Annotated in this window: 23 protein-coding genes; 13 read left to right on the top strand and 10 right to left on the bottom strand. The window is 56.4% G+C overall.

Features of this window, described 5'->3' with window-relative positions:
• Window positions 1-88 precede the first annotated feature (88 nt).
• Both C1J03_RS22245 and C1J03_RS22240 read right to left on the bottom strand, forming a co-directional pair.
• Entirely contained in the window at window positions 89-1,156 is a 1,068-nt protein-coding gene (locus C1J03_RS22245) for a flavin monoamine oxidase family protein (protein ID WP_114888569.1), read from the bottom strand.
• A gap of 23 nt (window positions 1,157-1,179) precedes the next feature.
• Window positions 1,180-1,833, bottom strand: a complete 654-nt coding sequence (locus tag C1J03_RS22240) for a cupin domain-containing protein (RefSeq protein WP_114888568.1) — start codon at window positions 1,831-1,833, stop codon at window positions 1,180-1,182.
• A gap of 293 nt (window positions 1,834-2,126) precedes the next feature.
• On the opposite strand from C1J03_RS22240, the gene C1J03_RS22235 reads away from it, so the two are divergent.
• From C1J03_RS22235 to C1J03_RS22205, 8 genes are all read left to right on the top strand, one after another.
• Window positions 2,127-3,560: an NAD(P)-dependent oxidoreductase gene (locus C1J03_RS22235; protein WP_114888567.1), complete on the top strand. Its 1,434-nt coding sequence runs from the start codon at window positions 2,127-2,129 to the stop codon at window positions 3,558-3,560.
• Complete coding sequence (locus tag C1J03_RS26005; RefSeq protein ID WP_302661611.1) at window positions 3,560-3,685, top strand: hypothetical protein; 126 nt, start codon at window positions 3,560-3,562, stop codon at window positions 3,683-3,685. The genes C1J03_RS22235 and C1J03_RS26005 overlap by 1 nt, the downstream gene beginning before the upstream one ends.
• A complete protein-coding gene (locus C1J03_RS22230) occupies window positions 3,678-4,106 on the top strand; it encodes a GFA family protein (RefSeq protein ID WP_114888566.1) in 429 nt (142 codons plus the stop codon). Before C1J03_RS26005 ends, C1J03_RS22230 begins: the two co-directional genes overlap by 8 nt.
• Window positions 4,103-8,635 carry a glutamate synthase large subunit gene (gene gltB / locus C1J03_RS22225; RefSeq protein WP_114888565.1) on the top strand — a complete coding sequence of 1,511 codons (4,533 nt, stop codon included), beginning with the start codon at window positions 4,103-4,105 and terminating at the stop codon, window positions 8,633-8,635. The genes C1J03_RS22230 and gltB overlap by 4 nt, the downstream gene beginning before the upstream one ends.
• Window positions 8,636-8,778: 143 nt before the next feature.
• Window positions 8,779-9,510, top strand: a complete 732-nt coding sequence (gene mtgA / locus C1J03_RS22220; protein WP_114889147.1) for a monofunctional biosynthetic peptidoglycan transglycosylase — start codon at window positions 8,779-8,781, stop codon at window positions 9,508-9,510.
• 54 nt (window positions 9,511-9,564) lie between these two features.
• The gene (gene fzlA / locus C1J03_RS22215) at window positions 9,565-10,230 is read left to right on the top strand and encodes an FtsZ-binding protein FzlA (protein ID WP_114888564.1); all 666 of its coding nucleotides are present in this window, start codon (window positions 9,565-9,567) and stop codon (window positions 10,228-10,230) included.
• A 6-nt stretch (window positions 10,231-10,236) separates the two neighbouring features.
• Window positions 10,237-11,259 carry a tRNA epoxyqueuosine(34) reductase QueG gene (queG, locus tag C1J03_RS22210; RefSeq protein WP_114888563.1) on the top strand — a complete coding sequence of 341 codons (1,023 nt, stop codon included), beginning with the start codon at window positions 10,237-10,239 and terminating at the stop codon, window positions 11,257-11,259.
• 69 nt (window positions 11,260-11,328) lie between these two features.
• Window positions 11,329-13,335 (top strand): hydantoinase/oxoprolinase N-terminal domain-containing protein, encoded by a 2,007-nt coding sequence (locus C1J03_RS22205; protein ID WP_114888562.1) that lies wholly within the window; start codon window positions 11,329-11,331, stop codon window positions 13,333-13,335.
• A 5-nt stretch (window positions 13,336-13,340) separates the two neighbouring features.
• Here C1J03_RS22205 and msrA read toward each other — a convergent pair whose 3' ends face one another.
• The gene (gene msrA / locus C1J03_RS22200) at window positions 13,341-13,850 is read right to left on the bottom strand and encodes a peptide-methionine (S)-S-oxide reductase MsrA (protein WP_114888561.1); all 510 of its coding nucleotides are present in this window, start codon (window positions 13,848-13,850) and stop codon (window positions 13,341-13,343) included.
• Window positions 13,847-14,296: a peptide-methionine (R)-S-oxide reductase MsrB gene (gene msrB / locus C1J03_RS22195; RefSeq protein WP_114888560.1), complete on the bottom strand. Its 450-nt coding sequence runs from the start codon at window positions 14,294-14,296 to the stop codon at window positions 13,847-13,849. Before msrB ends, msrA begins: the two co-directional genes overlap by 4 nt.
• 231 nt (window positions 14,297-14,527) lie before the next feature.
• Here msrB and C1J03_RS22190 point away from each other — a divergent pair, with 231 nt between their 5' ends.
• On the top strand, window positions 14,528-15,160 hold the full coding sequence (locus C1J03_RS22190) for a class I SAM-dependent DNA methyltransferase (RefSeq protein WP_114888559.1): 633 nt from the start codon (window positions 14,528-14,530) through the stop codon (window positions 15,158-15,160).
• A gap of 7 nt (window positions 15,161-15,167) precedes the next feature.
• On the opposite strand, the gene C1J03_RS22185 is transcribed toward C1J03_RS22190, so the two are convergent.
• The 5 genes from C1J03_RS22185 to ade form a co-directional block, all read right to left on the bottom strand.
• Window positions 15,168-16,163: a GlxA family transcriptional regulator gene (locus C1J03_RS22185; RefSeq protein ID WP_114888558.1), complete on the bottom strand. Its 996-nt coding sequence runs from the start codon at window positions 16,161-16,163 to the stop codon at window positions 15,168-15,170.
• A gap of 69 nt (window positions 16,164-16,232) precedes the next feature.
• Complete coding sequence (locus C1J03_RS22180; protein WP_114888557.1) at window positions 16,233-17,102, bottom strand: DMT family transporter; 870 nt, start codon at window positions 17,100-17,102, stop codon at window positions 16,233-16,235.
• A 342-nt stretch (window positions 17,103-17,444) separates the two neighbouring features.
• Entirely contained in the window at window positions 17,445-17,735 is a 291-nt protein-coding gene (locus tag C1J03_RS22175) for an HU family DNA-binding protein (protein ID WP_114888556.1), read from the bottom strand.
• Window positions 17,736-17,864: 129 nt separating this feature from the next.
• Complete coding sequence (locus tag C1J03_RS22170) at window positions 17,865-19,334, bottom strand: AMP nucleosidase (RefSeq protein ID WP_114888555.1); 1,470 nt, start codon at window positions 19,332-19,334, stop codon at window positions 17,865-17,867.
• A 175-nt stretch (window positions 19,335-19,509) separates the two neighbouring features.
• Window positions 19,510-21,306 (bottom strand): adenine deaminase, encoded by a 1,797-nt coding sequence (gene ade / locus C1J03_RS22165; RefSeq protein ID WP_114888554.1) that lies wholly within the window; start codon window positions 21,304-21,306, stop codon window positions 19,510-19,512.
• Window positions 21,307-21,358: 52 nt separating this feature from the next.
• Here ade and C1J03_RS22160 point away from each other — a divergent pair, with 52 nt between their 5' ends.
• Window positions 21,359-21,778 (top strand): VOC family protein, encoded by a 420-nt coding sequence (locus C1J03_RS22160; RefSeq protein ID WP_114888553.1) that lies wholly within the window; start codon window positions 21,359-21,361, stop codon window positions 21,776-21,778.
• On the opposite strand, the gene C1J03_RS22155 is transcribed toward C1J03_RS22160, so the two are convergent.
• On the bottom strand, window positions 21,748-22,644 hold the full coding sequence (locus tag C1J03_RS22155) for a LysR family transcriptional regulator (protein ID WP_114888552.1): 897 nt from the start codon (window positions 22,642-22,644) through the stop codon (window positions 21,748-21,750). The genes C1J03_RS22160 and C1J03_RS22155 overlap by 31 nt on opposite strands.
• Before the next feature lie 97 nt (window positions 22,645-22,741).
• On the opposite strand from C1J03_RS22155, the gene C1J03_RS22150 reads away from it, so the two are divergent.
• The 3 genes from C1J03_RS22150 to C1J03_RS22140 are packed head-to-tail and all read left to right on the top strand — an operon-like array spanning window position 22,742 to window position 26,749.
• Entirely contained in the window at window positions 22,742-23,488 is a 747-nt protein-coding gene (locus C1J03_RS22150; RefSeq protein WP_114888551.1) for a class II aldolase and adducin N-terminal domain-containing protein, read from the top strand.
• A 27-nt stretch (window positions 23,489-23,515) separates the two neighbouring features.
• The gene (locus tag C1J03_RS22145; protein WP_114888550.1) at window positions 23,516-24,676 is read left to right on the top strand and encodes an acyl-CoA dehydrogenase family protein; all 1,161 of its coding nucleotides are present in this window, start codon (window positions 23,516-23,518) and stop codon (window positions 24,674-24,676) included.
• A 57-nt stretch (window positions 24,677-24,733) separates the two neighbouring features.
• Window positions 24,734-26,749: an acetate--CoA ligase family protein gene (locus C1J03_RS22140; protein ID WP_114888549.1), complete on the top strand. Its 2,016-nt coding sequence runs from the start codon at window positions 24,734-24,736 to the stop codon at window positions 26,747-26,749.
• Window positions 26,750-26,754: the final 5 nt, after the last annotated feature.

The following is a 26,754-nucleotide window of genomic DNA, read 5'->3' as shown; positions in this document are numbered from 1 at the left end:
CGATTGCGCCTGCCTATCAATTTGGGATCGTGTCAGAATGATCTCAGCATTGGTAAGGGGAACCTATATGTGGCGCAAGACCTGCGGCTCAGACCTCTGCTTGTGATCCATAAGCATGCTGCAGGAATTTAAATGATGCTTCCGCTGCTTCGAGAGCTCCTTCAAGAAAGCCGCCAAATTGAGGTGCAACTTCGGTTCCAGAAAAGCTGAGGCACCCGCCCCAAGGATCTTTGAGGTTGGAGGGTAGGCTGTAGGTTGGATGCGCATACATCGGGGCCAGGTCAAGCTGGGTTGCTGTCTTGGAATCAGCGGCCCAATCCTTGATAAACAGCGCTTTTGGGTGCGCGGCTTGCGGGCCAAAAAGCCGTGTTAGTTGGGCGGTAACATGCGACCGCAGCGCTGTCTCGTCTTGTCGCGCTTCTGGAGGAACTCCGATAAATCCAAAGAGCGCGCCCAAACGGCCGTCCGCTGGAGAGGCGTCGTGGATTTCGACCATCGGGCCGACACGGCTCATCGCGTCTCCCGACAGATCTTGGGCACGCCAAAAGGGCGTCTCATAAACCGCAACGGCCTTGGCCTGACCGGCCATCCAAGTTGGAATATCAGTCATACTGCGAAGGGCAGGCGTAGGAAGAGCGGGCGTAAACGCCATCTCAGCGGCGACGCGTGGAGGCAAGGCCAGCACAACATGCTGCGCGTTCAGCGATGTGCCGTCCGTAAGTTTGGCGGTTATTCCGCTAGATGTTTTTTCAAGGGTCGTAACCTCAGCGTTGAGGCGCATGTTGTCAGCCGGGATGGTGTTTGCCAGACCATCGATGAGCGCCCCGAGACCGCCTTCAAGACGGTAGGACCCCTGCATAGATGCATGTCCGCGCCCATGCTGTACGCCATTTTCATCCTCAAAAGTCAGGATGCCTTCGTAGTGCTGATCGAATTTCTTGAGCCCTAGCTCTGCGATCAATGCTGCGATCCGGGGCTGTCCGGGCCAAAACCAACCTGGCCCCAAGTCAAAATAGCCCTTGCCAACGGTTTGCGTCAGGATGCGTCCGCCCAAGCGGTCTCGTGCTTCAAGCAGCAAGAAATCGTGACCGTCGCGGTGTAATTGCGTGGCGAGGCTGAGGCCAGAAAGGCCGCCGCCGATGATTAAGGTGTGCATTTAGATTGTCCGGAGTGGGCGCGTCATGGGCGCGGAGCAGAAGCGAAAGGCAAGTGGCCCGTTTTCATCCAGACCGCAGCGCCATCCGGCCCAGCACTCGCATCAAGATTTGCCCCCTCAGGCAAGCGCAACCAGCTCCCCTCGCGCAGGATATCACCCCCTTCAGACAGGGTTCCCGAAAGAACCAGAAGTTCGGCACCGCCGGGTAGGTCTTGGGCAAGGGCTTTGCCTGCGTCGAGCGCGTGATATGTCACTGTTTCTTGAGGATCTTGGTGCAGAATGGTGCGCCCTTTTTGAGCCTCCACGGCCATATCAACGCGGATTTGCTTGCGGTCATTCATGTCGAATTGCCACAGCTTGACGAAGATGGTGCAGCCAGCCTCTGAACCGGGGGTGTGCGCGCTTGTGGGTGGGTTTCGGACATATGTTCCAGCAGGAAAATCGCCATGCTCGTCTTGGAATACACCGTCGAGTACGATGAATTCTTCACCTCCCGTGTGGGTGTGCGCAGAGAATTTCGAGTCGGGTGCATACCGCACAATCGTCGTCGCGCGCGCAACCTCTCCGCCGATGCGGTCTAGCATGCGCCGATCAACCCCAGCCATTGGGGAGGCCTGCCAATCCAGTTGATCTGAGTGGATCACCACCCGCTGGGAGAAGTCTGCGTTGAGTTCCATGGTGCTGTCCTTTGGCAGGTGCTTCGTCGGTAGCGCTTCATATAGATATCGTAAGCTGTCTTGTTTAGCCAAGGTCATCGAATTGTGATGCGTTTGAGGAATTATGCTAGTCTGAGGGGAGTCAATGCAGTCGGAAATCAATATAGTCCCGATTCGGTCCTACATTTGGTGGATTTCCGCTACTAAATGATGGGTAGCAGCAATAAATGTGAATATAGGTCAGCAGTGCTGCCTTTCATTCCAACTGCTGATGCTCTATCGGGGTCTTTCGATTGTATTGAGAGGGCGAACCAATGGCAAAACAGCCGATGCTTAAATTCACCAGCGTTGAGCGGGATATGCCCGAGAAACGTCCGCCTAATCTACGCCGTGAAGATTTTCATGAGATATATGCAGAGTACGCGGACGCCAAAGCCCGCGAGCAGTCCAGCCGGTGCAGTCAATGTGGTGTGCCGTATTGTCAGTCGCATTGTCCGCTGCACAACAATATTCCCGATTGGTTGCGCCTGACCGCCGAAGGCCGCCTTCAAGAGGCGTATGAGATCAGCCAGGCCACAAATACATTCCCCGAGATTTGTGGTCGGATTTGCCCGCAGGACCGTCTGTGCGAAGGCAATTGCGTTATCGAACAATCGGGCCACGGCACTGTCACCATTGGGTCGGTCGAAAAATACATTACCGACACCGCATGGGAAAAGGGCTGGGTCCAGCCAATCAAACCGGCGCAGGAACGGACTCAGAGTGTTGGGATTATCGGCGCGGGTCCGGGCGGCCTTGCTGCGGCGGATGTACTGCGGCGTCAGGGTGTGCAGGTCACGATCTATGACAGATATGACCGTGCGGGCGGGCTTCTGACCTACGGCATTCCTGGCTTTAAGTTGGAGAAAGACATTGTGACCCGTCGCAATGATCAACTGGCGCAAGGTGGCGTGACCTTTAAGCTGAATTGCAATGTCGGCGAGGACATCAGTTTTGATGAAATTCGCCGTGCACATGATGCGATTATTATCGCTACAGGTGTCTATAAAAGCAGAGATTTACAGGCCCCTGGTGTCGGTGTGCAGGGCCTTGTCCCGGCGCTTGATTTCTTGACTGTGAGCAACAAGAAGAGCTTTGGCGATGACGTGCCGAAATTTGATGATGGCAGCCTGAATGCGAGTGGCAAACGGGTTGTTGTGATCGGTGGTGGCGATACGGCCATGGACTGTGTCCGGACGAGCGTGCGGCAAGGTGCGGCAAGCGTGAAATGCCTGTACCGCCGCGACCGGGCCAACATGCCGGGCAGCCAGCGTGAAGTTCAAAACGCCGAGGAAGAAGGCGTTGTGTTTGAATGGTTGAGCGCGCCCAAGGGTTTTACCGGAGATCCGATTTTGGGCGTGATGGTCCAAAAAATGCGTTTGGGGCAGCCCGACGTCACTGGCCGTCAGGCCCCCGAAGTGATCGATGGTGCGGATTATGTTGAAGACGCTGACTTGGTGATTATGGCGCTGGGCTTTGAGCCTGAGGACCTGCCAACGTTGTGGAAATGCCCGGACCTGCCGGTGAACCGTTGGGGTACGATCAAAGCCGATTATGTGACCGGAGCCACCGAGGCCGAGGGCGTTTATGCGGTGGGCGATATTGTGCGCGGCGCGTCACTGGTTGTTTGGGCGATCAAGGATGGGCGCGACTGTGCCGAGGCGATCCTTGCCAAGCTGGGAACTGCTGAAGTGATGGCGGCTGAGTGATGAAGTCGGGCTGTGACATGCGTGCACAGGATGTGCACAACCTGTGCACCGAAGCGGTGCACATCAGCCAAAGCGGTATGACAGGTCCGCTGACCCGAATTGATGGAGATGTAAACAATGTCTAAAGATATCAAAGGCCAGTGTTTATGCGGCGCGGTAACGGTCTCTGCCAAGGTAGATAAACCGCGGTTGCGTGTTTGCCATTGTGACATGTGCCGCCAGCATACATCCGGTGGGTTCTATTCGATTGAAACATTGCCAGACAGCATCAATGTTGCCGGGCCTGCGCAGTCATTCATATCGTCCGATTGGGCCGAGCGAGGGTTCTGCAGCACCTGTGGCTCCACGCTTTGGTACGGCATGCAGCATGATGGGTCGCGCAATCTGGCGGCTGGACTGTTCCCAGATGCCGGGGGCGGGGTCCTCAAGATAGAATTTTTTACGGATATGTGTCCCGCGGGCTATCGCCTTGCTGGGGATCACAAAAAGTTAAGTACTGAAGAAACAACTGCGATGTTCGCCCCCTTTGAAGGAGACGCCAAATGACCAAATATGATGACGCATGGGTGGCCCGCGAAGAAGCCAAGCGCGCCATGGTGGCCGAAAAGGGCATGTATTCGCCAGAGGAAGAGCATTCATCCTGTGGTGTCGGCTTGGTCGTGAATATCGACGGGTCGAAAACGCGCGATGTGGTTCTGAGCGGTATCAAAGCGCTCAAGGCGATTTGGCACCGGGGTGCGGTAGACGCGGACGGAAAAACAGGCGACGGCGCGGGCATCCACGTCCAGATTCCAGTGCCGTTTTTCTACGATCAGGTACGCCGGACAGGGCACACGCCCCGGGAAGACCAGTTGATCGCTGTGGGCCAAGTGTTCTTGCCGCGCACAGATTTTGCCGCCCAAGAAACCTGCCGAACCATCGTGGAAACCGAAGTCCTGCGGATGGGGTATTATATCTATGGATGGCGCCATGTGCCGGTGGATATTTCCATGCTGGGCGAAAAGGCCAATGCGACGCGGCCTGAAATTGAGCAAATCCTGATTTCGAACTCCAAGGGGGTCGATGAGGAGACGTTTGAGCGTGAGCTTTATGTGATCCGCCGCCGCATTGAGAAGGCTGCAGTGGCTGCACAGGTGCCGACGCTTTATATCGCGTCGATGTCGTGCCGGTCGATCATCTACAAAGGGATGATGTTGGCCGAACAGGTTGCGGAGTTCTATCCGGATTTGATGGACGACCGTTTTGTCAGTGCATTTGCGATCTATCACCAGCGGTATTCGACAAACACCTTTCCCCAGTGGTGGCTTGCGCAGCCGTTTCGGATGCTTGCGCATAACGGCGAGATCAACACCCTAAAGGGTAACCTTAACTGGATGAAATCGCACGAAATTCGCATGGCGTCAGCCACGTTTGGAGACATGGCTGAGGATATCAAACCCATCGTGGCGGCGGGGTCATCGGATTCTGCGGCCTTGGATGCTGTTTTTGAAGTGCTGGTTCGGGCAGGGCGTACAGCGCCGATGGCCAAGACGATGCTGGTGCCTGAATCGTGGTCCAAGCAGGCGGTGGAACTGCCGCAGACATGGCGCGACATGTATTCCTATTGCAACTCGGTGATGGAGCCGTGGGACGGCCCCGCAGCACTTGCAATGACCGATGGTCGCTGGGTGTGTGCCGGGCTTGACCGCAATGGTTTGCGCCCGATGCGCTATGTCGTGACAGACGACGGCATGCTGATCGCGGGATCCGAGGCTGGAATGGTGCCGCAAGATGAGGTGCGCGTTGTCTGCAAAGGTGCGCTTGGGCCGGGGCAGTTGTTGGCGGTCGATATGACCGATGGCAAAATGTACTTGGACACCGAAATCAAAGATAAGCTGGCGAGTGCGCGGCCCTTTGGTGAGTGGGTCGGCAAGATCAACGAGCTGGACAGCGCAATTGCAGCAGTCACCGAAAAGCCGATGTTTAGCGGTGGTGAATTGCGCCGACGTCAGGTTGCAGCGGGTTATACCATCGAAGAGTTGGAGCAAATTCTTGCCCCGATGGCCGAAGACGGCAAGGAAACGCTCGCGAGTATGGGCGATGATACGCCCTCGGCAGTGCTTTCGGGTCAGTACCGCCCGCTGAGCCATTTCTTCCGTCAGAACTTTAGCCAGGTTACGAACCCGCCGATTGATAGTTTGCGTGAATTCCGGGTGATGAGCCTGAAGACACGGTTCGGCAACCTCAAGAACGTGCTGGATGAAGACAGCAGCCAGACCGAAATTCTGGTGCTTGATAGTCCGTTCATGGGCAACGCACAGTTCGAAGAATTGCAGGGCCATTTCAACGCTGACGTGGTGACCATCGATTGTACGTTTGAGCCGGGAACAGGCAGCCTGAGCGCAGGGCTTTCGCGAATCAGGGCCGAAGCGGAGGATGCCGTGCGGTCCGGTGCCGGCCATCTTGTGCTGACGGATCAAAACAGCAGTGCTGGCCGAGTGGCCATGCCGATGATCTTGGCGACCAGCGCGGTGCATAGCAATCTGACGCGCAAAGGTCTGCGGACATTTACATCGATAAACGTAAGGTCGGCGGAGTGTATCGACCCGCATTATTTTGCTGTGCTGATCGGCTGTGGCGCGACGGTTGTGAACGCCTATTTGGCAGAGGATTCGATTGCCGATCGCATCGGGCGCGGCTTGCTGGATGGGACATTGACCGAAGCGATCCGCCGGTACCGCGATGCGATCGACCAAGGCCTGCTCAAGATCATGGCGAAGATGGGGATTTCGGTGATCTCTTCTTATCGCGGTGGGCTGAACTTTGAAGCGGTGGGACTAAGCCGAGCCATGGTCGCAGAATATTTCCCCGGTATGACCAGCCGGATCAGCGGTATTGGCGTGAGCGGCATTCAGCACAAAGCAGAAGAAGTGCATGACCGCGGCTGGCGCGGCGATGGCGTCGTGATGCCCATCGGTGGGTTCTATAAAGCGCGCCAATCTGGCGAGACGCACGCATGGGAAGCAACCTCGATGCACATGCTGCAAGCGGCCTGCACGCGCGCTTCTTATGAAATGTGGAAGCAGTATTCGGCCAAGATGCAGAGCAATCCACCGATCCATCTGCGCGATCTGTTGGACATCAAACCCTTGGGTGCCCCTGTGCCTTTGGAAGAAGTGGAAAGCATTACCACCATCCGCAAGCGGTTCGTGACACCGGGCATGTCGCTGGGCGCACTTAGCCCTGAGGCACATAAAACGCTTAACGTGGCGATGAACCGGATCGGTGCAAAATCTGACAGTGGGGAGGGTGGCGAAGACCCGGCGCATTTTGTGCCAGAAGCAAACGGAGACAATCCGTCCGCGAAGATCAAACAGGTCGCTTCTGGCCGGTTTGGCGTTACTGCGGAATACTTGAACCAGTGTGAAGAGCTGGAAATCAAGGTCGCCCAAGGTGCCAAGCCCGGTGAAGGTGGGCAGTTGCCCGGTATGAAAGTGACGGAGCTGATCGCACGCCTACGCCATTCGACACCCGGCGTGATGCTGATTTCGCCACCGCCGCACCACGATATCTACTCGATCGAGGATTTGGCCCAGCTGATCTATGACCTTAAGCAGATCAACCCGCGCGCCAAAGTGACGGTTAAGCTGGTCGCGTCGTCGGGTGTAGGCACAATTGCCGCCGGAGTCGCCAAAGCGAAGGCCGACATCATTCTGATTTCTGGCCACAATGGTGGAACCGGCGCATCGCCTGCGACCTCGATCAAATATGCAGGTCTGCCGTGGGAAATGGGCCTGACAGAGGCGCATCAGGTTCTGTCGATGAACAACCTGCGTGAGCGAGTGACCTTGCGCACCGATGGTGGGCTTCGTACCGGTCGCGATATCGTAATGGCGGCAATGCTGGGGGCCGAGGAATACGGTATCGGCACAGCGGCATTGATTGCGATGGGGTGCATTATGGTGCGTCAGTGCCAATCAAACACCTGCCCCGTGGGCGTGTGTACGCAGGACGAAGATCTGCGTGCTAAATTCACTGGCAACGCCGATAAGGTGGTAAATCTAATCGGGTTTTACGCGCAAGAAGTGCGGGAGATCCTGGCCAGTATTGGCGCGCGGAGCATCGATGACATCGTCGGTCGTGCGGATTTGCTGGCCCAGGTCAGCCGCGGTTCGGCGCATCTGGATGACCTTGACCTGAACCCGCTTTTGATCACCGTCGATGGCGCATCAGAGACTGTTTATGACCGCGATAAGCCGCGCAATGCTGTGCTTGATACGCTGGACACCAAGATTGTACGCGATGCGGCACGGTTCCTGGAAGATGGTGAAAAAATGCAGCTGAGCTATGCGGTGCAAAATACGCACCGGACTGTGGGCACACGTGTTTCCAGCCATATCGTCAAGAAATTCGGGATGCGTAACACGCTGCAGCCTGATCACTTGACGGTTAAGCTCACAGGGTCCGCTGGCCAGTCGCTAGGCGCGTTTGCGGCACCGGGTCTTAAACTTGAAGTGTCCGGGGACGCTAATGATTATGTCGGCAAGGGATTGTCCGGAGGCACCATCGTTGTGCGCCCGCCCATGGCAAGCAAGATCGTGGCATCTGAGAATACCATCATCGGAAACACAGTGCTTTATGGCGCGACAGACGGATATCTCTTTGCAGCAGGGCGCGCAGGCGAGCGCTTTGCTGTGCGCAACTCGGGTGCGTATGTCGTGATCGAAGGCTGTGGCAGCAACGGCTGTGAATACATGACCGGCGGTGTTGCCGTGATCCTTGGTGAAGTCGGGCCCAATTTTGGGGCCGGGATGACCGGGGGGATGGCGTATCTTTATGATCCCAAAGGGTTGGCACCAGCAATGATGAATATGGAAACGCTGGTGACATGCAGCGTTTCCGAGGGATATTGGATGACTGACTTGGAACAGTTGTTGGAACGGCATCTGGAAGAGACCGGTAGCAAAAAGGCCGCTGAAATCTTGCAGAACTGGGACAGTGAAAAGGCGCATTTCATGCAGATTTGCCCGAAGGAAATGCTGACTCGTTTGCCTGCGCCGTTGGTGTTGGAACAAGCGGCGGTCCCTGCTGAGTAATATTATCATGACGCCGCGCAGGGGAGTCCTTGCGCGGCGTATGCTTTTGCGAGGCGCGGCGTTTTTGAACAACGCCAGGACAGATATCATCCGCGCGCGTGATGGGCGTTCCCAAATCGACCGCCGAGATCTATAGCTGTTGCATGGCAAAACGTACGAGCAAATCCAAGACGGCAAAGACCGCCAAAACAACACCAACCCGGACTGTGTTTCAGCGCATTCGGTGGTTTTGCCTGCGCGCAATCTGTGTGGTTTTTATCGTCATCGTGGGGGCCGTGGTTCTGGGACGGTTCATTGATCCGCCAACGACGGCTTATATGTTTGGCGAGGGCCGGAGGCTGGGCAGCGTAGAGCAGGCGTGGATCCCCATGGATGACATTGCGCCGGTTATGGCGCGGTCTATTGTGGCGGCTGAGGATGCTAATTTCTGCGAGCATTGGGGGTTTGACGTCAAGGCGATCCGGTTGGCGATTGCCCAGGGGTCGAACCGCGGTGCCTCAACCTTGAGCCAGCAGACCGTCAAGAACGTGTATCTATGGCAAGGGCGGTCGTGGTTTCGCAAGGCGATGGAAGCGGGCATGACCCCAATCGTTGAGGCGATCTGGCCCAAGCGGCGCATTCTTGAGGTTTATCTGAATGTCGCGGAATTCGACGAGGGCGTGTTTGGCGTGCGTGCAGCGGCCAGACATTACTTTGGCGTCACCCCCGCCAAACTGAGCCCGACCCAAGCGGCGCGGTTGGCAGCGATCTTGCCATCGCCCAAAACACGCTCGGCCTCAAAGCCCACAAAATATATTCGCAAACGCAGCGCGCAAATACGCGATGGAGCGGCAACAATCGGCAAAGATGGCCGCGCAGCTTGTTTCGAGAGTTGAAAAACTTCGGCGCGCAAGGCATTGAAGGATAGCTCCAGAATTTGCGGATAGATCATGGCCCGATTGTTTCACGTCCCCCTATCGCCCTTTTGCCGAAAAGTGCGGCTTAGCCTTGCCGAAAAAAAGATCGAGGTTGAGCTTGTTGAAGAGCGATATTGGGAGCAAAGCGCAGATTTTATGCAGCGCAACCCGGCGGGCAAAGTGCCTGTGTTGTTTCTGGATGGACACACGATGTCCGAAAGCGCGGCGATCTGCGAATATATCGAAGAGACACGGCCTGAGCCGTCCTTGTTGCCGTCTGATCCGTTGCAACGGCTCGAAGTGCGCCGGTTGGTCAGTTGGTTTGATGACAAATTCCATGCCGACGTGACGTCTAAGCTTTTGTATGAACGGATCAACAAGAAGGTCATGCAGCAAGGATACCCAGACAGCGGTAATGTCAAAGCGGGTGCGAAGGCAATCAAATACCATCTAGATTACATGGCATGGTTGCTGGATCATCGGCGCTGGCTGGCCGGAGATGCAATGACACTGGCGGATTTTGCGGCCGCTGCGCATTTGTCGTCGCTTGATTACATTTCGGACGTCGATTGGAACCGCAGCGATGTGGTCAAGGATTGGTACGCCAAGATTAAATCGCGACCGGCGTTTCGGTCTATTCTGGCAGATCAGGTGTCTGGCTTCCGTCCGCCAGCGCATTACAGTGATTTAGATTTCTAGGCGGGTTTGGTGGATTTGAAACAAGCCCTCGTCGCGCGCGCGTTGGAAGAGGGGTTTGTCTCGGCCGGTGTGTGCCGCCCGTGGGACGTCCCCGAGGTGCCCGCGCGGTTGGATGCTTTTCTGGAAGCCGGATATCACGGACAAATGAGCTGGATGGAAGACCGCGCTGCGTGGCGTGGAAACCCAGCGGCGCTATGGCCTGAAGCGCGATCTGTGATCATGTTGGCAGAGAGTTATGCGCCGAAGCATGATCCATTAAAAGCGCTAGAATACCCCGATTTAGGCTCTGTTTCTGTCTATGCGCAGGGTCGCGACTATCATGATGTGGTCAAGAAACGGCTAAAACGTTTGGCGCGTTGGTTGATCGAACAGGAGCCTTGCGAGGTGAAAGTGTTTGTTGATACTGCGCCGGTGCCAGAAAAGGCGCTGGGTCAGGCGGCAGGGCTGGGTTGGCAAGGCAAGCACACCAATCTTCTTAGCCGGGATTGGGGAAATTGGGCCTTTATAGGGTCTGTGTTTACGACACTTGAGCTGCCAGTTGACCCTCCCGAAGTTGATCATTGCGGCAACTGCACAGCGTGTCAGGATATCTGTCCGACGCAGGCATTTCCGGAGCCGTATCGGCTCGATGCGCGGCGTTGCATTTCGTATCTGACGATCGAACACAAAGGCCCGGTTGACGAAGATCTACGCGCGCAAATGGGCAACCGCATTTATGGATGTGACGACTGCCTGGCGGTGTGTCCATGGAACAAGTTTGCGGTTGCTGCGAGCGACATTCGGTATCACGGGAGTGCAGGAACGGCGCCTTTGGAAGAGCTTGCGGCGCTTGATGATGCCAGCTTTCGGGCGCGATTTTCCGGCTCCCCCGTCAAGCGGATTGGCAGGGACCGGTTTGTACGCAACGTGCTTTATGCGATTGGGAACTCGGGGATGGCGTCCCTGATCCCTACCGCGCAAATGTTGTTAGAAGATGCAGACCCCGCAGTTGCAGATGCGGCGCGCTGGGCGGTTATGCGTCTGGCATAAGGTCGCTTTTGGGCTGGCGGTACTGGCGGTTCCGATTACACCCTACGTGACAGGAATAAGGAGAGACCGATGGCGGTGCTGTTGGGTGTAGATACAGGTGGGACATATACCGACGCGGTGCTGATCCGCGACGAAGAGGTCGTGATTGCAAGTGCCAAGGCACTGACCACACGGCATGATTTGGCCATTGGTGTGGGTAGCGCCGTGCGCGCGGTGCTGGAGCAGTCGGGGACCGCGGCGGCTGATGTATCGATGGCCTCTTTGTCCACAACGCTTGCAACCAATGCGTTGGTTGAAGGGCAGGGTGGGCGTGTCGCGCTGATCTATATCGGATTTAAAGCGCGCGATTTGGAGACACAGGGGCTAAGCGGGGCTTTGAAAGGCGATCCGCATGTGGTGCTGTCTGGGGGACATAACCATGCAGGTGGCGAGGCGTTACCGCTGGATGAAGTTGCGCTAATTTCCTTTTTAGAGACACATAAGCACGATGTGAGTGGCTTTGCCGTCGCCAGCCAGTTCGCCACGCGAAACCCTGCGCATGAGTTGCGGGCCGCAGAGTTGGTGGCGCAGATCACCGGTCGGCCTGTGTCGGCGTCGCATCAACTGTCTGCGCGGTTGAACGGACCCAAGCGCGCGATGACGGCGGTGTTGAATGCGCGGCTTATTGGGATGATCGACAGGTTGATTGGTCGGGCAGAGCATATGTTGACCGAGCTTGGCGTAACCGCGCCGCTGATGGTGGTGCGCGGGGACGGTGCCCTGATTTCAAGTGCTCAGGCCCGGGAACGGCCCATTGAAACGATCCTCAGCGGGCCTGCCGCATCGATTGTTGGGGCGCGGTGGATGACCGGTGCCTCAGATGCGTTGGTCAGCGACATTGGCGGAACGACAACAGATGTGGCGCTGCTTCGAGGTGGCCGACCTGCGATCGACCCAGCGGGCGCGCGGGTTGGTCCTTACCGCACGATGGTTGAAGCTGTTGCGATGCGCACGACGGGGCTCGGTGGGGATAGCGAAGCGCATTTCTTGACCGATGGGTTGCAAGGCGGCGTGACCCTTGGGCCGCGGCGCTTATTGCCAGTGTCGTTGGCGGCACTTGATGCGCCCGATGTGGTGCATGACACGCTTGATGCTCAGCTGCGCAACGCCACGCCGGGAGAATACGACGGGCGGTTTGTCCGGGCTGTGCAGGGCCAAACGCAAGAAGGTATTTCTGAACGTGAGGCTGGGTTGCTGGATCGAATTGGCGACACGCTGCATCCATTGGGTGATGTATTGCGGGCGCGGGTGGAATTTAGCGCGCTCAACCGATTGGTGGAGCGGGGATTGGTCCAGATCGCGGGGGTGACCCCATCAGATGCGAGCCATGTTTTGGGCTTAAATGACGCTTGGGATAACGAGGCGGCGCGCAAAGCTTTGCTGTTGCTCGGACGGCGGCGCACGGGGGCTGGCGTCATGCTGGCTCAAACTGCCGGGGATATGGCGCAGATCATATTGGACCGGCTACGTCACCAGACCGTTATCGCCCTATTAGAGACTGCTTTGTCTGAAGAAGAGGCCCCGTTGAACCTAGCTCCAGAAGCGCTCGCACAGCACCTGCTGATGCAAAAGGGGTTGGGTGGGCACCGAGGGTTGGTGCGGATTGATACGGGATTGAACTTGCCCGTCATTGGTCTGGGGGCGTCAGCACAAACGTATTATCCGGAGGTTGGTGAACGTTTGGGTACGCAGATGATCTTGCCAGAGCATGCCGGTGTGGCCAATGCGATTGGGGCCGTTGTCGGCCGCGTGACCATGCGGCAAAGCGGAACCGTGACGGCGCCAAGCGAGGGTAAATACCGCGTCCACCTGACCGAAGGGCCAGAGGATTTCGCGGATTCAGAAGCGGCGATGGTTAGATTAGAGACTGTTTTGAAGGATGTGGCGCTCGCCCAGGCCCAAGCCGCGGGGGCTGCTGATATTCAGGTTAGTATCGCGCGCGACATCCGCAAAGCGGGGATCGAAGCGCGCGAGGTGTTCATTGAGGCGACCGTGACCGTAGAAGCCGCAGGCCGCCCCAGGGTTGCTGAAGGATAGTCTGCTTATTCAGCCGCCGCGCGTTTTGGTAGAACCCAATCGGCGCGTGGGAAGTGACAGGTGTAGCCGTGGGGGATGCGCTGAATATAATCTTGATGCTCGGGCTCGGCTTGCCAGAATTCACCAACCGGTTCGACTTCGGTTACAACATTGCCGGGCCAGATGCCTGAGGCTTCGACGTCCGCAATCGTGTCTAATGCGGTGTCTTTCTGGGCCTCATCCTCAAAATAGATCGCTGAGCGGTAGGCAAGACCACGATCATTGCCTTGGCGGTTCAGCGTTGAGGGATCGTGGATTTGAAAGAACAACTCCAACAGATCACGGTAGCTTAGAATATCTGCATCAAAGATTACTTCGATCGCTTCGGCGTGGGTACCATGGTCGCGGTAGGTGGCGTTCGCCACGTCGCCGCCGGAATATCCTACGCGGGTACTGATCACACCAGGACGTTTACGGATGAGATCTTGCATGCCCCAAAAGCATCCACCTGCTAGCACTGAGCGTTGTTCGTTCATGTCACATCCTCCACTTGGTTCAGATAATCGCCATAGCCTTCGCCCGCCATGTCATCTTTGTGGATGAACCGCAGAGAGGCCGAGTTGATGCAATAGCGCAGGCCACCGCGATCTGCGGGGCCGTCGGGAAATACGTGACCGAGGTGGCTGTCTCCGTGTGCACTGCGCACTTCGGTCCGGACCATGCCAAGCGTGGCATCGGTTAGTTCGGCAACGTTTGCAGGTTCGATCGCTTTGGTAAAACTGGGCCAGCCGCATCCGGATTCGTACTTATCGGCGGAGGCAAACAAGGGTTCGCCTGAGACGATATCGACATAGACGCCCGGCTCTTTGTTGTTCAAATGCTTGCCTGTGCCGGGGCGTTCGGTGCCGCTTTCTTGGGTGACGTAGAATTCTTCGGGTGAGAGCGTCGCAATCACGTCCGGGTTTTTTGTGTAGCTAGGCATGGGCTGCTCCTTGCGCTGGTGTTGCCGTATTAGATGGGGTGAGATGCGGAAATTCAAAGGGTTTATACCAAGTTGTGAAGCTAAATGTGACTGAATGCCGTGGATCGCGGTTTGGAGGGATGTGTTTGGAGTGGATTTCAACGCTGCGCTCATTGCGTAAGATGGTCGTGTGTTGCAAGCTGGGTGCCGTTCTGAACAAGTTGGGGCTCATTTTACTGCAGGAGCTGCGCCATGCCGCATAAAACACCCGATCTTGATGCTGCATATGCGGTTGAGACACCCGATGAAAACCGAGCGCTCTATCGCGATTGGGCGGGCAGTTATGACGCCGAGTTCGCCAAAGATATGGATTACCGCCTTCCCCAACTGGTCGCGCTGGTTTTTGCAGAACAAATGAATGGCTTGGGGCCAGTGTTGGATGTGGGCGCTGGGACGGGGCTGGTCGTTGAGAATATTCCTGTCCGCGCGACCTTTGAGATCGACGCGCTGGATATTTCACCCGACATGTTGGGTGTGGCGATGAAAAAGGGTCTTTACCGAACTGCCATCGAAGCTGATTTGACCCATCCGTTGGACATCAAGGACGGTATTTATGGCGCTGTGATCAGCGCCGGGACATTTACCCATGGGCATGTGGGGCCTGAAGCAATGAAAGAGCTGTTGCGTGTCGCCCGCACACGGGCATTGTTTGTGTTGGCGATCAATGCAGAGCACTACGTCTCGCTTGGCTTTGCCGCGGCCTTTGAGGCGTTAGAGACCCAATTGACAGATTTTGAGCTGCGCACGGTGCATATCTACGGGTCTGACGCGACAGATGCACATAAGAATGACCAAGCGCGGATTGCTACTTTTCGCAAATGTTAGAGCCTAATTAGGCACCATCAGACCAGAGTACTTTGCCATGTGTCGCCTCTAGCCCCGGTGAGATGCCGAAAGCTGCGCGATAGCTTTTGGAGAAATGCGACAGGGATTTGAAACCACAGGCCATACAGACATCCGTGACGGACAGATCGGTTTGCTGCAGCAGATTGCGCGCCTTTTCCAGCCTGATGTGCAAATAGTGGCGTTTCGGCGATGTATGCAGGTACTTGGAAAACAACCGTTCAAGTTGGCGGGTGGATAGGCTGACAATATCGGCAATTTCATCAGGGCGCAGTGGGTCTTCGATGTTGTTGTCCATCACTTGCATGGCCAGCAACAGTTTGCCGTTGCGAATTTCGGGGCGTGATTGCAGTGACATACGCTGACCTGCAGAATTGGCGCGTGGCACCGTATAGACCATCTGATCTGCAACCCAAGTGGCCAGTTCTGGTCCAAAGTCGTCGGCCACCCGGTGCAGCATCATATCCATCGATGCGGCCCCCCCTGCAGAGGTAAAGACCCGCCCATCAACCGAAAAAATTGTGTCTTCCATGATGACATCGGGCAGCATTTCGCCAAGCGCTGTTTTATATTCCCAATGGGTGGTGACGCGTTTGCCGCCGATCAGGCCAGCCAGAGCAAGGATGTAAGTGCCGGACGACAAGGCACCGTAATCCATGCCTTTGCGGGTCTCGCGGCGCAGCCAGCCGAGCATTGCCTTGCTGCAACCCTGGCCCGCGTTTTCGCCAGCGCAAACGATCAAAGTCTCATCGCGAGAAAGGTCGGTCAGAGCGCTGTCTACGTTGAAGGTCACGCCGTTATAGGCAGGCACCGGCGTGCCAGTTTCTGAGATCAGCCGCCAGCTGTAGAACTGTTGGCGTGTCGGGTGGTGATTTGCGAGCGAGAGCGCCTCAATCGCGCAGGAGAACCCAAGGGTTGAGAACCCTGGAACCAGAAGAAAAGCATAGTGTTTTGGGCCGTCGGCCGGCGGGGTCGGAATATTCATGGGCAAAGATTAGCATAGCAAACGCAGCGAGTGGCTCTGTTCTGCGGCATGTGTGTGTCGCAAACGGAATCACGCCTTGGCGCTGCGCGACAGTTGCACAGCGAGGATGCCAGCCGCGATAATCACCACGCCGATCACATCGCGGGTGCCAAGCTGTTCGCCCAGCAGCAAAGCGGCGATTGCCACGCCAAAAAACGGGTTGAGAAAGTGGAACGTCGCCGCACGCGTTGCACCGATGCGGTTGACTAGCCAGAACCACAACGCAGTCGCGGCAAGTCCCGGAACCAGACAGGTGTAGGTAAATGCGATCGCGAGCGGCCAGCTTGGGTTAAGGCGCGGTGTTTCAAACAGAAGCGTGGCGAGCGACAGTGTGATGCAGCCCACCAGCATTTGCAGGCCGACGATCATCATGAAATTTCCGCCTGAAGTTGCCCCTCGGACAGTAAGGGTCGCGGCCGTCAACGCGACAACGCCGATGGTGCACAGCATCACACCATAAAGATCGACACCGGCGCTTAGCCTGCTGCCCATGATCAGCGCCACGCCGCCAATCCCTGCGACAAGCCCCACCATGCCAAGCGGACGCAAACGTTCGCCCAGCAAGAGCCATGCGGCAAGTCCGACCGCGAGTGGCATGGTCGAGGCGATGATGGCAGCGAGCGACGCTTCGATGGTTTGCATCGCGACGAAGTTGAGGCCTAGGTAAACGGCATTTTGAAGTACGCCAAAGATGATCGTGGCGCGCCATTGGGCGCGAGTCAGGCGCCAGCTTTGGCCCAAGAACAGCGCAATCGCCACGCCAATCAAACCCGAGATCAGATACCGGAGCGACAGGGCAAACAACGGTGATGCGTCCGCAACAATGATGCGGGCCGAAGTGAAGGCCGAGGACCACATTAGCGCAAAGGCTAGGCCCACCAAGATTGCGCGAATGTCCACGGAACGCGTCCTTTTGAGAAAACTACAAATTAGACAGTTTCGTAAATAGGGGGGGAGGGCAATGGCGTGTGGATCACGCCCTAGGGTTGATCCCCAATTGACCGCATCTCGGGGAGTGTTGGATCGCGAAAATTTGGTGTCGCGGCCTGTCCATTTGAGCCGCGCTTCATAAGTGCACCAGATCGGTTGGCGATAAGGACGCGCAGCACTTCAAATGATAGATCGTTGGGTGGCTATCGGGCGCGCAATTGAACGCAGGGTTGGTTGGTATTTACCCTGACAGAAGGCACAAAAAAGGGCCGCATGAAGCGACCCCTTTAAGCTGTCTCTGGACCAGAGAACTTAGCCGTTCACGCTGTCTTTGAGCGCTTTGGCGATGGTCATTTTCACAACCTTGTCCGCTTCTTTCTTGAACTGTTCGCCGGTGGCAGGGTTGCGCACCATACGCTCAGGACGCTCGCGGCAGTAGATTTTGCCAACGCCTGGAAGTGTAACGGCACCGCCGCCAGATACTTCACGCGTGATCAAGCCGCAAACCGCTTCAAGTGCGGCGCCGGCTGCTTTTTTGTCTGTGCCCATGTCATCTGCCAATGCGGCGACGAGTTGGGTTTTTGTCATTGGTTTGGTTGCCATCTTTTATTCTCCTTCGTCCGCCCGAATGTGGGGCCTCACGGACAGAATGTAACGGTATGTTGTGGGATAACACAACGAATAGTGGGTGAATTTTCGGTAAAAAGTGCTGTTTTTTGCTGTTTTTTACCTTCAGAGGAAGGCAGTTTCGTCAAATGACCGCAATTTCCGACTGTGAATGCGCTCCAAGGGCATATCCCGCAACCGTTCCATGGCACGGATTCCGATCATCAAATGCCGTGCAACTTGGGTTTTATAGAAGTCTGAGGCCATGCCAGGCAGCTTCAATTCGCCGTGCAGGGGCTTGTCGGAGACACATAACAGCGTACCGTAAGGAACACGAAAGCGGTATCCATTAGCGGCAATTGTCGCGCTTTCCATATCAAGCGCAACAGCCCGAGATTGGCTAAGGCGCTGGACCGGACCGGATTGGTCGCGCAACTCCCAGTTGCGGTTGTCGATGGTCGCGACGGTGCCAGTACGCATGATACGCTTGAGCTCATAACCCTCAAGTTCGGTCACCTGTGCTACGGACTGCTCCAACGCGATCTGGATCTCAGCCAAGGCGGGAATTGGTATCCAAACAGGTAGGTCATCATCAAGCACGTGATCTTCGCGCAGGTAGGCGTGAGCGAGGACAAAATCGCCCAAAGCCTGTGTGTTTCGCAGCCCTGCACAATGCCCGACCATCAGCCACGCATGGGGGCGCAATACGGCGATGTGATCCGTCGCGGTTTTGGCGTTTGAGGGACCCACGCCGATGTTGACCAACGTGATGCCGGAACCGTCCTCGCGCTTGAGGTGGTACGTTGGCATTTGAGGTGTCTTGGCGGAAAGAGGCAGCATCGCATCGCCATCGGTAATCTCAACATTGCCGGTGCTGACAAACGACGTGTAGCCGCTGTCAGGGTCACGCAAGACCGAGCGGGCATAATCCTCAAACTCAGTCACGTAGAACTGGTAGTTGGTAAACAGGACGTGGCACTGAAAATGTTCAGGATCGGTGGCGGTGTAATGTGCCAGACGCGCCAGCGAATAATCCACGCGCTGCGCGGTGAAGGGCGCAAGAGGGCGCACATCATCAGGTGCGTTGTAGGTACCATTCACGATATCATCGTTAGTGGTGCTCAGATCTGGAACATCAAAGACATCGCGCAAGGTGAAGTCAGCTGCGCCGTCCTGAGGGATCTCAACCGTTTTATCCGAGGACATCGCAAAGTGGATCGGAATCGGTGTGGCAGATTGGCCAATCACAACGGGCTGGCCATGGTTGTCGATCAACAGCTTAATCTGCTGGATCAGATAATTCCGAAACAAATCCGGCCGGGTGATCGTCGCGGCAAAGGTGCCGGGTGAAGAGACATGGCCGAATGCCAGTCGCGAATCCACCTGCGCATAGCTTGATGTCGTGAACCTGACCTCGGGATAAAATGCACGAATGCGGTTGCCTGTTGGGGTGTTCTGCATGGCCGACGCAAACCCGTCGCTTAGGAATGTGGTGGCTTCAGCATAAAGTTCCGTCAGGCGGTCTACAGCGGCTGTGGCGTCTGTAAAGGATTTGGCAGTTGGCGCATCGGGCGTCAGGATTATTGAAGTACTCATAATATTGCTCTCATTTTTTCTTGGGGCGAAGGACGCCCGTCTATTTTTCTAACTGAACCTTTTTGGTTCTTCTTTCGTCATTTTCGTGTCTTCCAAATTCATGTCGGGAGACCGCATTTCTGACCCTTGATACGGGTCCTTTCGTCGTCGTTTCGGGGTGGAGTGAATATCAATTTCACGACACAATAACATCGGTAAATTCAAAGGTACGCACATCCACAAGACCAAGGTCCGAGATCCGCAGTTCCGGGATCACAACCAACGCCAGCAAGGAATGTTGCATGTAGGCATTATTCAGCGTGCACCCACAGTCCCGCATGGCTTGCATCATTTTTTCCGTTCCAGCGGCGATTTGCGAGGCAGGGCTATCAGACATCAAGCCGGCAATGGGCAACTCAATCAACGCCAACTCGACGCCATCGCGGAAGACAGTGATGCCGCCCCCGACTTCGCGCAGTCGGTTTGCAGCCATCGCCATGTTATCCGCGTCGGTGCCAACGACAATCATATGGTGACTGTCATGGGCCACGGTTGAAGCCATCGCCATTGGGCCCAAATAGCCAAATCCCGAGACGAATGCGTTAACGACGCCGCCGGTGGCACGGTGGCGCTCTACAAGTGCGATCTGGCAGACTTCACCGGTGGCCTGAACGCGGCCATCTGTTACAGGCAGCTCAAATTGGAGAGCTTTGGTCGGTGCTTGGTTTTCCACCACACCGATGACATTGGCCGTTACGGCGTTGGCCCCTTTGGGTGCGGGTATGTCGAAATCTGATGCGACTAGTGTCTTGCCCATGCGCACCGTATTTCGTGCGTCATCAGGCCAATCATAGTGCGGGCATTCCACAAGACAGACACCGTCTTGAGCAACGATCTTACCGCGCGCAAAAACAGTCTCTATCTTGAGAGTTTTGAGGTCTGGCGTCAGAATTACGTCTGCGCGGCGCCCGGGGGTAAGCGAGCCTATTTCACGCTCCAACCCAAAATGAGTAGCGGTATTTATCGTGGCCATCTGGAGCGCCACAAGAGGGTCGCACCCGCATTCAATGGCGTGTTTCACCACGCGGTTCATATGGCCGTCATTCACCAAGGTCGCGGCGTGGCAATCATCAGTGCACAAGATCATGTTGCGCGGATCCAGACCGCGCTCGGTGATCGCGGTGATCTGGGTTTCAACATCATACCAAGCAGACCCAAGGCGGATCATTGCCCGCATCCCTTGCCGCATTCGGGCAATGGCGTCTGCTTCACAGGTGCCCTCATGGTCATCCGCAGCACCGCCAGCGACATAGGCCGCAAAAGCTGGACCCAAATCGGGTGACGCATAATGCCCACCCACGGTTTTGCCCGCGTTCTGGGTCGCGGCCATTTCGGCAAGCATTTGAGGGTCGGCATTGATCACGCCGGGAAAGTTCATCATCTCGCCCAGGCCAATAATACCCGGCCATGCCATTGCTTCGGCCACATCTTCGGCGCTGATTTCAAACCCGGTTGTTTCCATTCCCGGCGCGGAGGGCGCGCAGGAGGGCATCTGAGTGAACATGTTGATGGGCTGCAAAAGCGCTTCGTCATGCATCATGCGTACACCACGCAAACCAAGCACATTGGCGATCTCATGCGGGTCGGTGAACATCGATGTAGTGCCATGCGGGATCACAGCACGGGCGAATTCAGCTGGCGTCAGCATGCCGCTTTCGACATGCATGTGGCCATCGCACAGGCCCGGGATCATGTAGCGGCCATTGGCCTCAATGATCTGAGTCTCAGAGCCACGGCAATGGCTGGCATCTGGTCCAACAAAAGCGATGCGGCCGCGTGTAATTGCGATGTCATGATCCGGGAGAGCTTCGCGGGTATGAACATTGACCCAAATGCCACCGGTTATGATCGTGTCTGCAGGGGCGCGGCCCGCAGCGACATTGACCAGATCGGCGGCTACTTCGGGCCATGTTGGGAAAGATTCTTGCGTCATGTCCCAAGGTGCCACAGGGTGAAGGGAGGTTCAAGCGGGGGGACGTAAAGTCATGGATTATGAGACGATATCAGCCGAGGATTTCGGCGCAGGCCTGAAGGGGCTGGGGGTGAATATTCTGGTGCGCGATGTGCAGCGCCAAGTCGCCTTTTTAGAGACTGTATTTGAAATGAAGGCGCACCGGGTCAGCGCGGATTTTGCGATCATGATCTATGGTGATCAACTGTTTCAAATCCATAGCGACGGCACTTATCATTCTAATCCGCTGCTGGGCCTTCTGCCCGAGCAGCCGCCCCGGGGCGCAGGCATTGAATTGAGGCTCTATGAAAGCGATCCAGACGTGGTTGCAGAGCGGGCAGAGGCCGCGGGGGGCATGATTTTGCAGGCACCGAGTGACAAGCCGCACGGCCTACGCGAGTGCTATATCCTGTGTGAAAATGGTTATGCTTGGGTGCCCAGCCGACCGCTTTGAAACGTGGCCAGTTCAGTTTTCAACCATTTCGTAAAGGTCTGCGCGCTGGCAGGGTTTTGTGCTTGGGGTGCCTGTAAGAGATAGTAGCACTCTTGCATGGGCGCGCGGTGCGCAAACGGCGCAATCAACCGTCCTTGTTCGATTAACGCCCCGGCGGTGGCGTCATGGGCCAAGGCAAGTCCGCCACCTGCCGCAGCGACGGCCAATGGGACGGAATAGGTCGTCACATATGTTATGGCTGGATTGTCCCATGTTAGGCTCTGTTCTTCGGCCCAAACCGCCCAGTTCCCCATCATGCTTGAACAGTCATAGAGTGGCTGTTGTTGGAGTGTCTCAAGGCAGACCTGATAGCCCGGCTTGCAGACCGGGTAGTAGTGATCGCGGTGCAGCAACTCGGCGTGGATTGTATCAGCGGGGCGCAGAGAATAGCGGATTTCGATGTCAGCCCCTTCGACCATATCCCGCGGCTCCCACAGCTCCGTTGATATATCGAGCTGCACTTCGGGATGGGTGCGCTGAAATTCGGGCAGGCGGGGCGCGAGCCATTGAATTGCAAAGGTCAGATTGCATTGCACGCGCAGTACGTCATCGCGCAAGCGGGTAATGGCGCGGGTGCCTTGGGACAGCGTGCGAAAGGCGTCGCGCACTACGGGCAGGTAGGACATGCCCGTTTGGGTCAACTCTAACGCGCGAGGGTGGCGGTGAAACAGGGGCCTGCCAAGGTGTCCTTCAAGCGCCTTGATTTGCTGACTAACCGCGCTTTGCGTCATATTGAGATCCCGCGCGGCTCCAGTAAATGAGAGCTGGATCGCTGCCGCTTCAAATGCGCGGAGCCAGTTGAGAGGGGGGAGGCCAGTTCGTGGCATAACGCATCCATTAGTTAAACTTATCGAAAGCTAGCCATTTTTTCGTTGGTCAATCAAGGCCGCGCGGGGCAACTCTGTACAAAAGAGGAGATGAGCTATGACCGGCACTCAGAACATGAACCATTGGCAGGAGCGCACTGATCTTGCTGCGGCGTTCCGCTGGACAGCGCGCTTGAACATGCATGAGGGCGTGGCAAACCACTTTAGTCTGGCAATCAATGATGCTGGAACGCGGTTTTTGATGAACCCCAATCAAGTGCATTTTAGCCGGGTCAAAGCCAGCGATCTTCTGGTCATAGATGCAGACGACCCCAAGACATTAGAAGGTCCGAATGCGCCTGATCCGACGGCGTGGGGATTGCATGGCGGGGTGCACCGGCATTGCCCTCATGCGCGCTGTGTGATGCATGTGCATTCGATCTTTGCCACGGTGCTGGCGTGCTTGCAAGACAGCCGCCTGCCGCCGATCGATCAAAATAGCTGCACCTTTTACGACCGCGTCGTGATCGATGAGGATTATGGCGGGTTGGCATTTGAGGATGAGGGCGCGCGCTGTGCCGGTCTTTTGACGGACCCCAAGCACAAGGTCATGGTGATGGGCAGCCACGGTGTGCTGGTCATCGGGGATACCGTAGCAGACACGTTCAACAGGCTCTTCTATTTCGAGCGCTCTGCGGAGACATACATTCGCGCGCTGCAAACCGGGCTACCTTTACGCCGCATTCCAGATGATATCGCCGAAAAAACCGCACTGGAGCTAGAGAATTACCCTGATCAAGACGCCCGGCATCTGGCCGAGTTAAAGGCGATACTGGATGTGGAGGGGTCTAACTATGCGCAATAGAGTGACGTTAAAATTTGGAAAAACCGCATGAATTACGGGCTTACGGACGAAAACCAGATGATCGTGGACGCGGTCCGCAGCTTTGTCGAAAAGGAGATCTATCCGCATGAGGATATGGTCGACCGGACAGGCGAAGTACCCCAAGAACTGGCCGATGAGATCAAGCGCAAGACGATCGAGTTGGGTTTCTATGCCTGTAACTTTCCCGAAAGCGTCGGTTGTGCGGGGCTGAACCACCTAGAATTCGCGCTGGTTGAGCGGGAGTTGGGCCGTGGGTCGATGGCACTGAACCACTTTTTTGGTCGTCCGCAAAATATCCTGATGGCCTGTGAAGGCGATCAGATTGAGCGCTATCTTATGCCTGCTGTTCGCGGGGAGCGGATGGATGCACTTGCTATGACTGAACCGGGTGCGGGATCGGATGTGCGCAGCATGAAATGCACGGCCCGCCGGGATGGTGGTGATTGGGTGGTCAATGGGACCAAGCATTTCATCTCTGGAGCGGAGCACGCTGATTTTATAATCGTCTTCATCGCCACAGGCGAAGATCAAACAGACAAAGGTCCGAAAAAGCGGATTACGGCATTTTTGGTGGATCGCGGAACGCCCGGCTTTACGATCCGGGACGGCTACAAATCGGTCAGCCACCGAGGGTATAAAAACACCATCCTTGAGTTTGACGACTGCCGATTGCCAGAAGCTCAGGTTCTGGGTGAAGTCGACGGTGGATTTGAGGTCATGAACACATGGCTTTATGCGACCCGGATCACGGTTGCGACGATGAGCGTCGGTCGGGCGCGGCGGGTGTTTGATTATGCGTTGGACTACGCGGCGACACGCGAGCAGTTTGGCCAGAAGATCGGCAAGTTTCAGGGAGTGTCGTTCCAACTGGCGGACATGATTACGGAGATCGATGCCGCGGATCTGCTGACGTTGGCTGCGGCGGACAGGTTGGACAAAGAGTTACCAGCCAATCGTGAAATCGCAAGTGCGAAGCTGTACGCCTCCGAAATGCTGGGGCGGGTGACAGATACGGCGATCCAATTGCATGGTGGCATGGGGCTGATGGACGATTATCCATTGGAACGGTTCTGGCGAGACGCGCGGGTTGAGCGCATCTGGGACGGAACATCAGAGATACAACGCCACATCATCAGCCGCGATTTGCTTCGAGCTTTGGGCGCATGATGTTCGGCAGATGCTGCACGTCGAATGCGGAGACTCCTTGCGAGAGAAAACGCTGCCATGGCGCGTGATTTCTTTCGGCTGATACGGCCTTCTTCGATCTGTGTGATTGGAGGAGGAGCGTGGTGCGCGCAGATCATCTTGCAGTCCCAGCGGATGGGATATGAAGGGTCAATACACGCGGTTCATCCGCGCGGAATTGAGATTGAAGGGATCACCGCAGTCCAAAGCCTGGCGGATCTGCCCCTTGTGCCCGACGCCGTTTTTATCGGGGTAAACCGGCATGCGACTGTAAACGTCGTTGCAGAACTTGCCGAGATGGGTGCCGGGGGGGCGGTATGTTTCGCGTCTGGGTTTTCGGAAGCTGCCGCAGAAGAAAGCAGTGGCGTGGATCTGCAAGCGCAATTGGTTGCCGCCGCAGGTGAGATGCCCGTTCTTGGGCCCAATTGTTACGGGTTTATCAATGCGCTCGAGGGGGCTTTGTTGTGGCCCGATCAGCATGGATGCCAACGCGTGGAGCGCGGCGTGGCGATCCTGACGCAGTCGTCTAACATAGCGATCAACCTGACAATGCAGCAGCGCGGTTTGCCGATTGCCTATATGATTGCTTGCGGGAACATGGCCCAGACAACACAGGCGCAAATCGCGCTGGACCTGTTGGATGATGCCCACGTTACAGCGATCGGGCTACATATTGAAGGCTTCGCAGATACGGCAGAATGGCATGAGGTCGCTTTGAAGGCGCAGGCCAAAGCTGTGCCGCTGATCGCGCTAAAGGTCGGAAAATCAACTCAAGCGCAGGTCGCGACCGTTTCGCATACGGCGTCTATGGCGGGCAGCGATGCGGGAGCGGCGGCACTGCTGACGCATCTGGGGATTGGTCGTGTTCTGGATTTGCCGACTTTCGTTGAGACGCTCAAGTTACTGCATTGCTGTGGTCCACTAGATGCGTCGACGCTTTCTTCGATCAGTTGCTCTGGGGGTGAAGCGAGCCTTGCTGCTGACACGGTTGAAGGGCGTGCGCTGTCATTTCCGCCACTGATGCAGGGGCAACGGGATGCTTTGGCTGATGCATTAGGTCCAATGGTCGCCTTGGCCAACCCGCTGGATTACAACACTTATATTTGGCGAGATGCGCAAAGAATGGCGGATGCATGGGCTGCGATGGCAGCCGCGCATATCGGTTTGACCCTGATCATTGTGGATTATCCCCATACAGACGCAGCCGACTGGGTCTGTGCCACGCAAGCGGCACTTGAGGTCAGGCGGCGGACCGGCCGACCTGTTGCGATGGTGGCAACATTGCCCGAGTTGATGCCTGCAGATGTGGCTGCAGAATTGATGGTTGGCGGGGTGATCCCGATGAATGGTTTGACGGAAGCCATTTCCGCGGCTGAAATCGCTGCCCATCTGGGTGAGCCGACCCAAGAACCTCCCTTGCAACCGGGTGTCGAAAGGATTCCAGATTTGCTGAGTGAGGCAGAGGCAAAAAAACTGCTGGCGCAATACGGCATGCAGGTCCCGCGGGGGGCGACCGCTGTGACGGCGCAGGATGCTGCAAATAAGGCGAAGGAATTGTCGGAGCCTTTGGTCCTTAAGGCGATGGGGATGGCGCATAAATCAGATGCGGGCGGTGTTGTTTTGGGCCTGCGCCAGGACCAGATCGAAACCGCGGCGGCCAAGATGCCCACTGGTACGTTGCTGATTGAAGAGATGGTGCAAGGCGGCGTCGCCGAGGTTTTGGTTGGCGTAACGCGTGATCCCGCACATGGATTTGTACTGACTGTCGGGGCCGGAGGTGTGCTGACCGAGCTTTGGCAGGACACACAGTCGCTATTGATCCCTGCCACTGCCGCATCGGTTGAAGCCGCGTTAAGGCGCTTGCGCATATGGCCGCTGCTGGATGGGTATCGCGGCAAGATGCCCGCAGATCTACCCAGTGTTATCGCTTCGGTCATGGCGGTGCAGGCGCTTGTGATTGCGCATTGTGATGTGATCAGCGAAGTTGAGATTAACCCGTTAATTTGCACGGCCACGAATTCAGTCGCAGTAGACGCGTTGATCCGTTCAGCCTGACCCAA

The sequence above is a fragment of the Sulfitobacter sp. SK012 genome, from assembly GCF_003352085.1.
GTDB lineage: Bacteria > Pseudomonadota > Alphaproteobacteria > Rhodobacterales > Rhodobacteraceae > Sulfitobacter.
Note: the sequence above shows the minus strand (reverse complement) of the source record. Positions and strands in the feature narration are given on the sequence as shown.

Coding starts and splice junctions, on each gene's coding strand:
- C1J03_RS22240 (WP_114888568.1), bottom strand. CDS start 1,833: ATGGAACTCAACGCAGACTTCTCCCAGCGGGTGGTGATCCACTCAGAT.
- C1J03_RS22205 (WP_114888562.1), top strand. CDS start 11,329: ATGGCGGTGCTGTTGGGTGTAGATACAGGTGGGACATATACCGACGCG.
- C1J03_RS22140 (WP_114888549.1), top strand. CDS start 24,734: ATGGCGCGTGATTTCTTTCGGCTGATACGGCCTTCTTCGATCTGTGTG.
- C1J03_RS22185 (WP_114888558.1), bottom strand. CDS start 16,163: ATGAATATTCCGACCCCGCCGGCCGACGGCCCAAAACACTATGCTTTT.
- C1J03_RS22160 (WP_114888553.1), top strand. CDS start 21,359: ATGGATTATGAGACGATATCAGCCGAGGATTTCGGCGCAGGCCTGAAG.
- C1J03_RS22155 (WP_114888552.1), bottom strand. CDS start 22,644: ATGCCACGAACTGGCCTCCCCCCTCTCAACTGGCTCCGCGCATTTGAA.
- C1J03_RS26005 (WP_302661611.1), top strand. CDS start 3,560: ATGAAGTCGGGCTGTGACATGCGTGCACAGGATGTGCACAACCTGTGC.
- C1J03_RS22230 (WP_114888566.1), top strand. CDS start 3,678: ATGTCTAAAGATATCAAAGGCCAGTGTTTATGCGGCGCGGTAACGGTC.
- C1J03_RS22190 (WP_114888559.1), top strand. CDS start 14,528: ATGCCGCATAAAACACCCGATCTTGATGCTGCATATGCGGTTGAGACA.
- fzlA (WP_114888564.1), top strand. CDS start 9,565: ATGGCCCGATTGTTTCACGTCCCCCTATCGCCCTTTTGCCGAAAAGTG.
- mtgA (WP_114889147.1), top strand. CDS start 8,779: ATGGCAAAACGTACGAGCAAATCCAAGACGGCAAAGACCGCCAAAACA.
- C1J03_RS22150 (WP_114888551.1), top strand. CDS start 22,742: ATGACCGGCACTCAGAACATGAACCATTGGCAGGAGCGCACTGATCTT.
- C1J03_RS22235 (WP_114888567.1), top strand. CDS start 2,127: ATGGCAAAACAGCCGATGCTTAAATTCACCAGCGTTGAGCGGGATATG.
- msrB (WP_114888560.1), bottom strand. CDS start 14,296: ATGCCTAGCTACACAAAAAACCCGGACGTGATTGCGACGCTCTCACCC.
- C1J03_RS22145 (WP_114888550.1), top strand. CDS start 23,516: ATGAATTACGGGCTTACGGACGAAAACCAGATGATCGTGGACGCGGTC.
- C1J03_RS22170 (WP_114888555.1), bottom strand. CDS start 19,334: ATGAGTACTTCAATAATCCTGACGCCCGATGCGCCAACTGCCAAATCC.
- C1J03_RS22175 (WP_114888556.1), bottom strand. CDS start 17,735: ATGGCAACCAAACCAATGACAAAAACCCAACTCGTCGCCGCATTGGCA.
- msrA (WP_114888561.1), bottom strand. CDS start 13,850: ATGAACGAACAACGCTCAGTGCTAGCAGGTGGATGCTTTTGGGGCATG.
- ade (WP_114888554.1), bottom strand. CDS start 21,306: ATGACGCAAGAATCTTTCCCAACATGGCCCGAAGTAGCCGCCGATCTG.
- gltB (WP_114888565.1), top strand. CDS start 4,103: ATGACCAAATATGATGACGCATGGGTGGCCCGCGAAGAAGCCAAGCGC.
- C1J03_RS22245 (WP_114888569.1), bottom strand. CDS start 1,156: ATGCACACCTTAATCATCGGCGGCGGCCTTTCTGGCCTCAGCCTCGCC.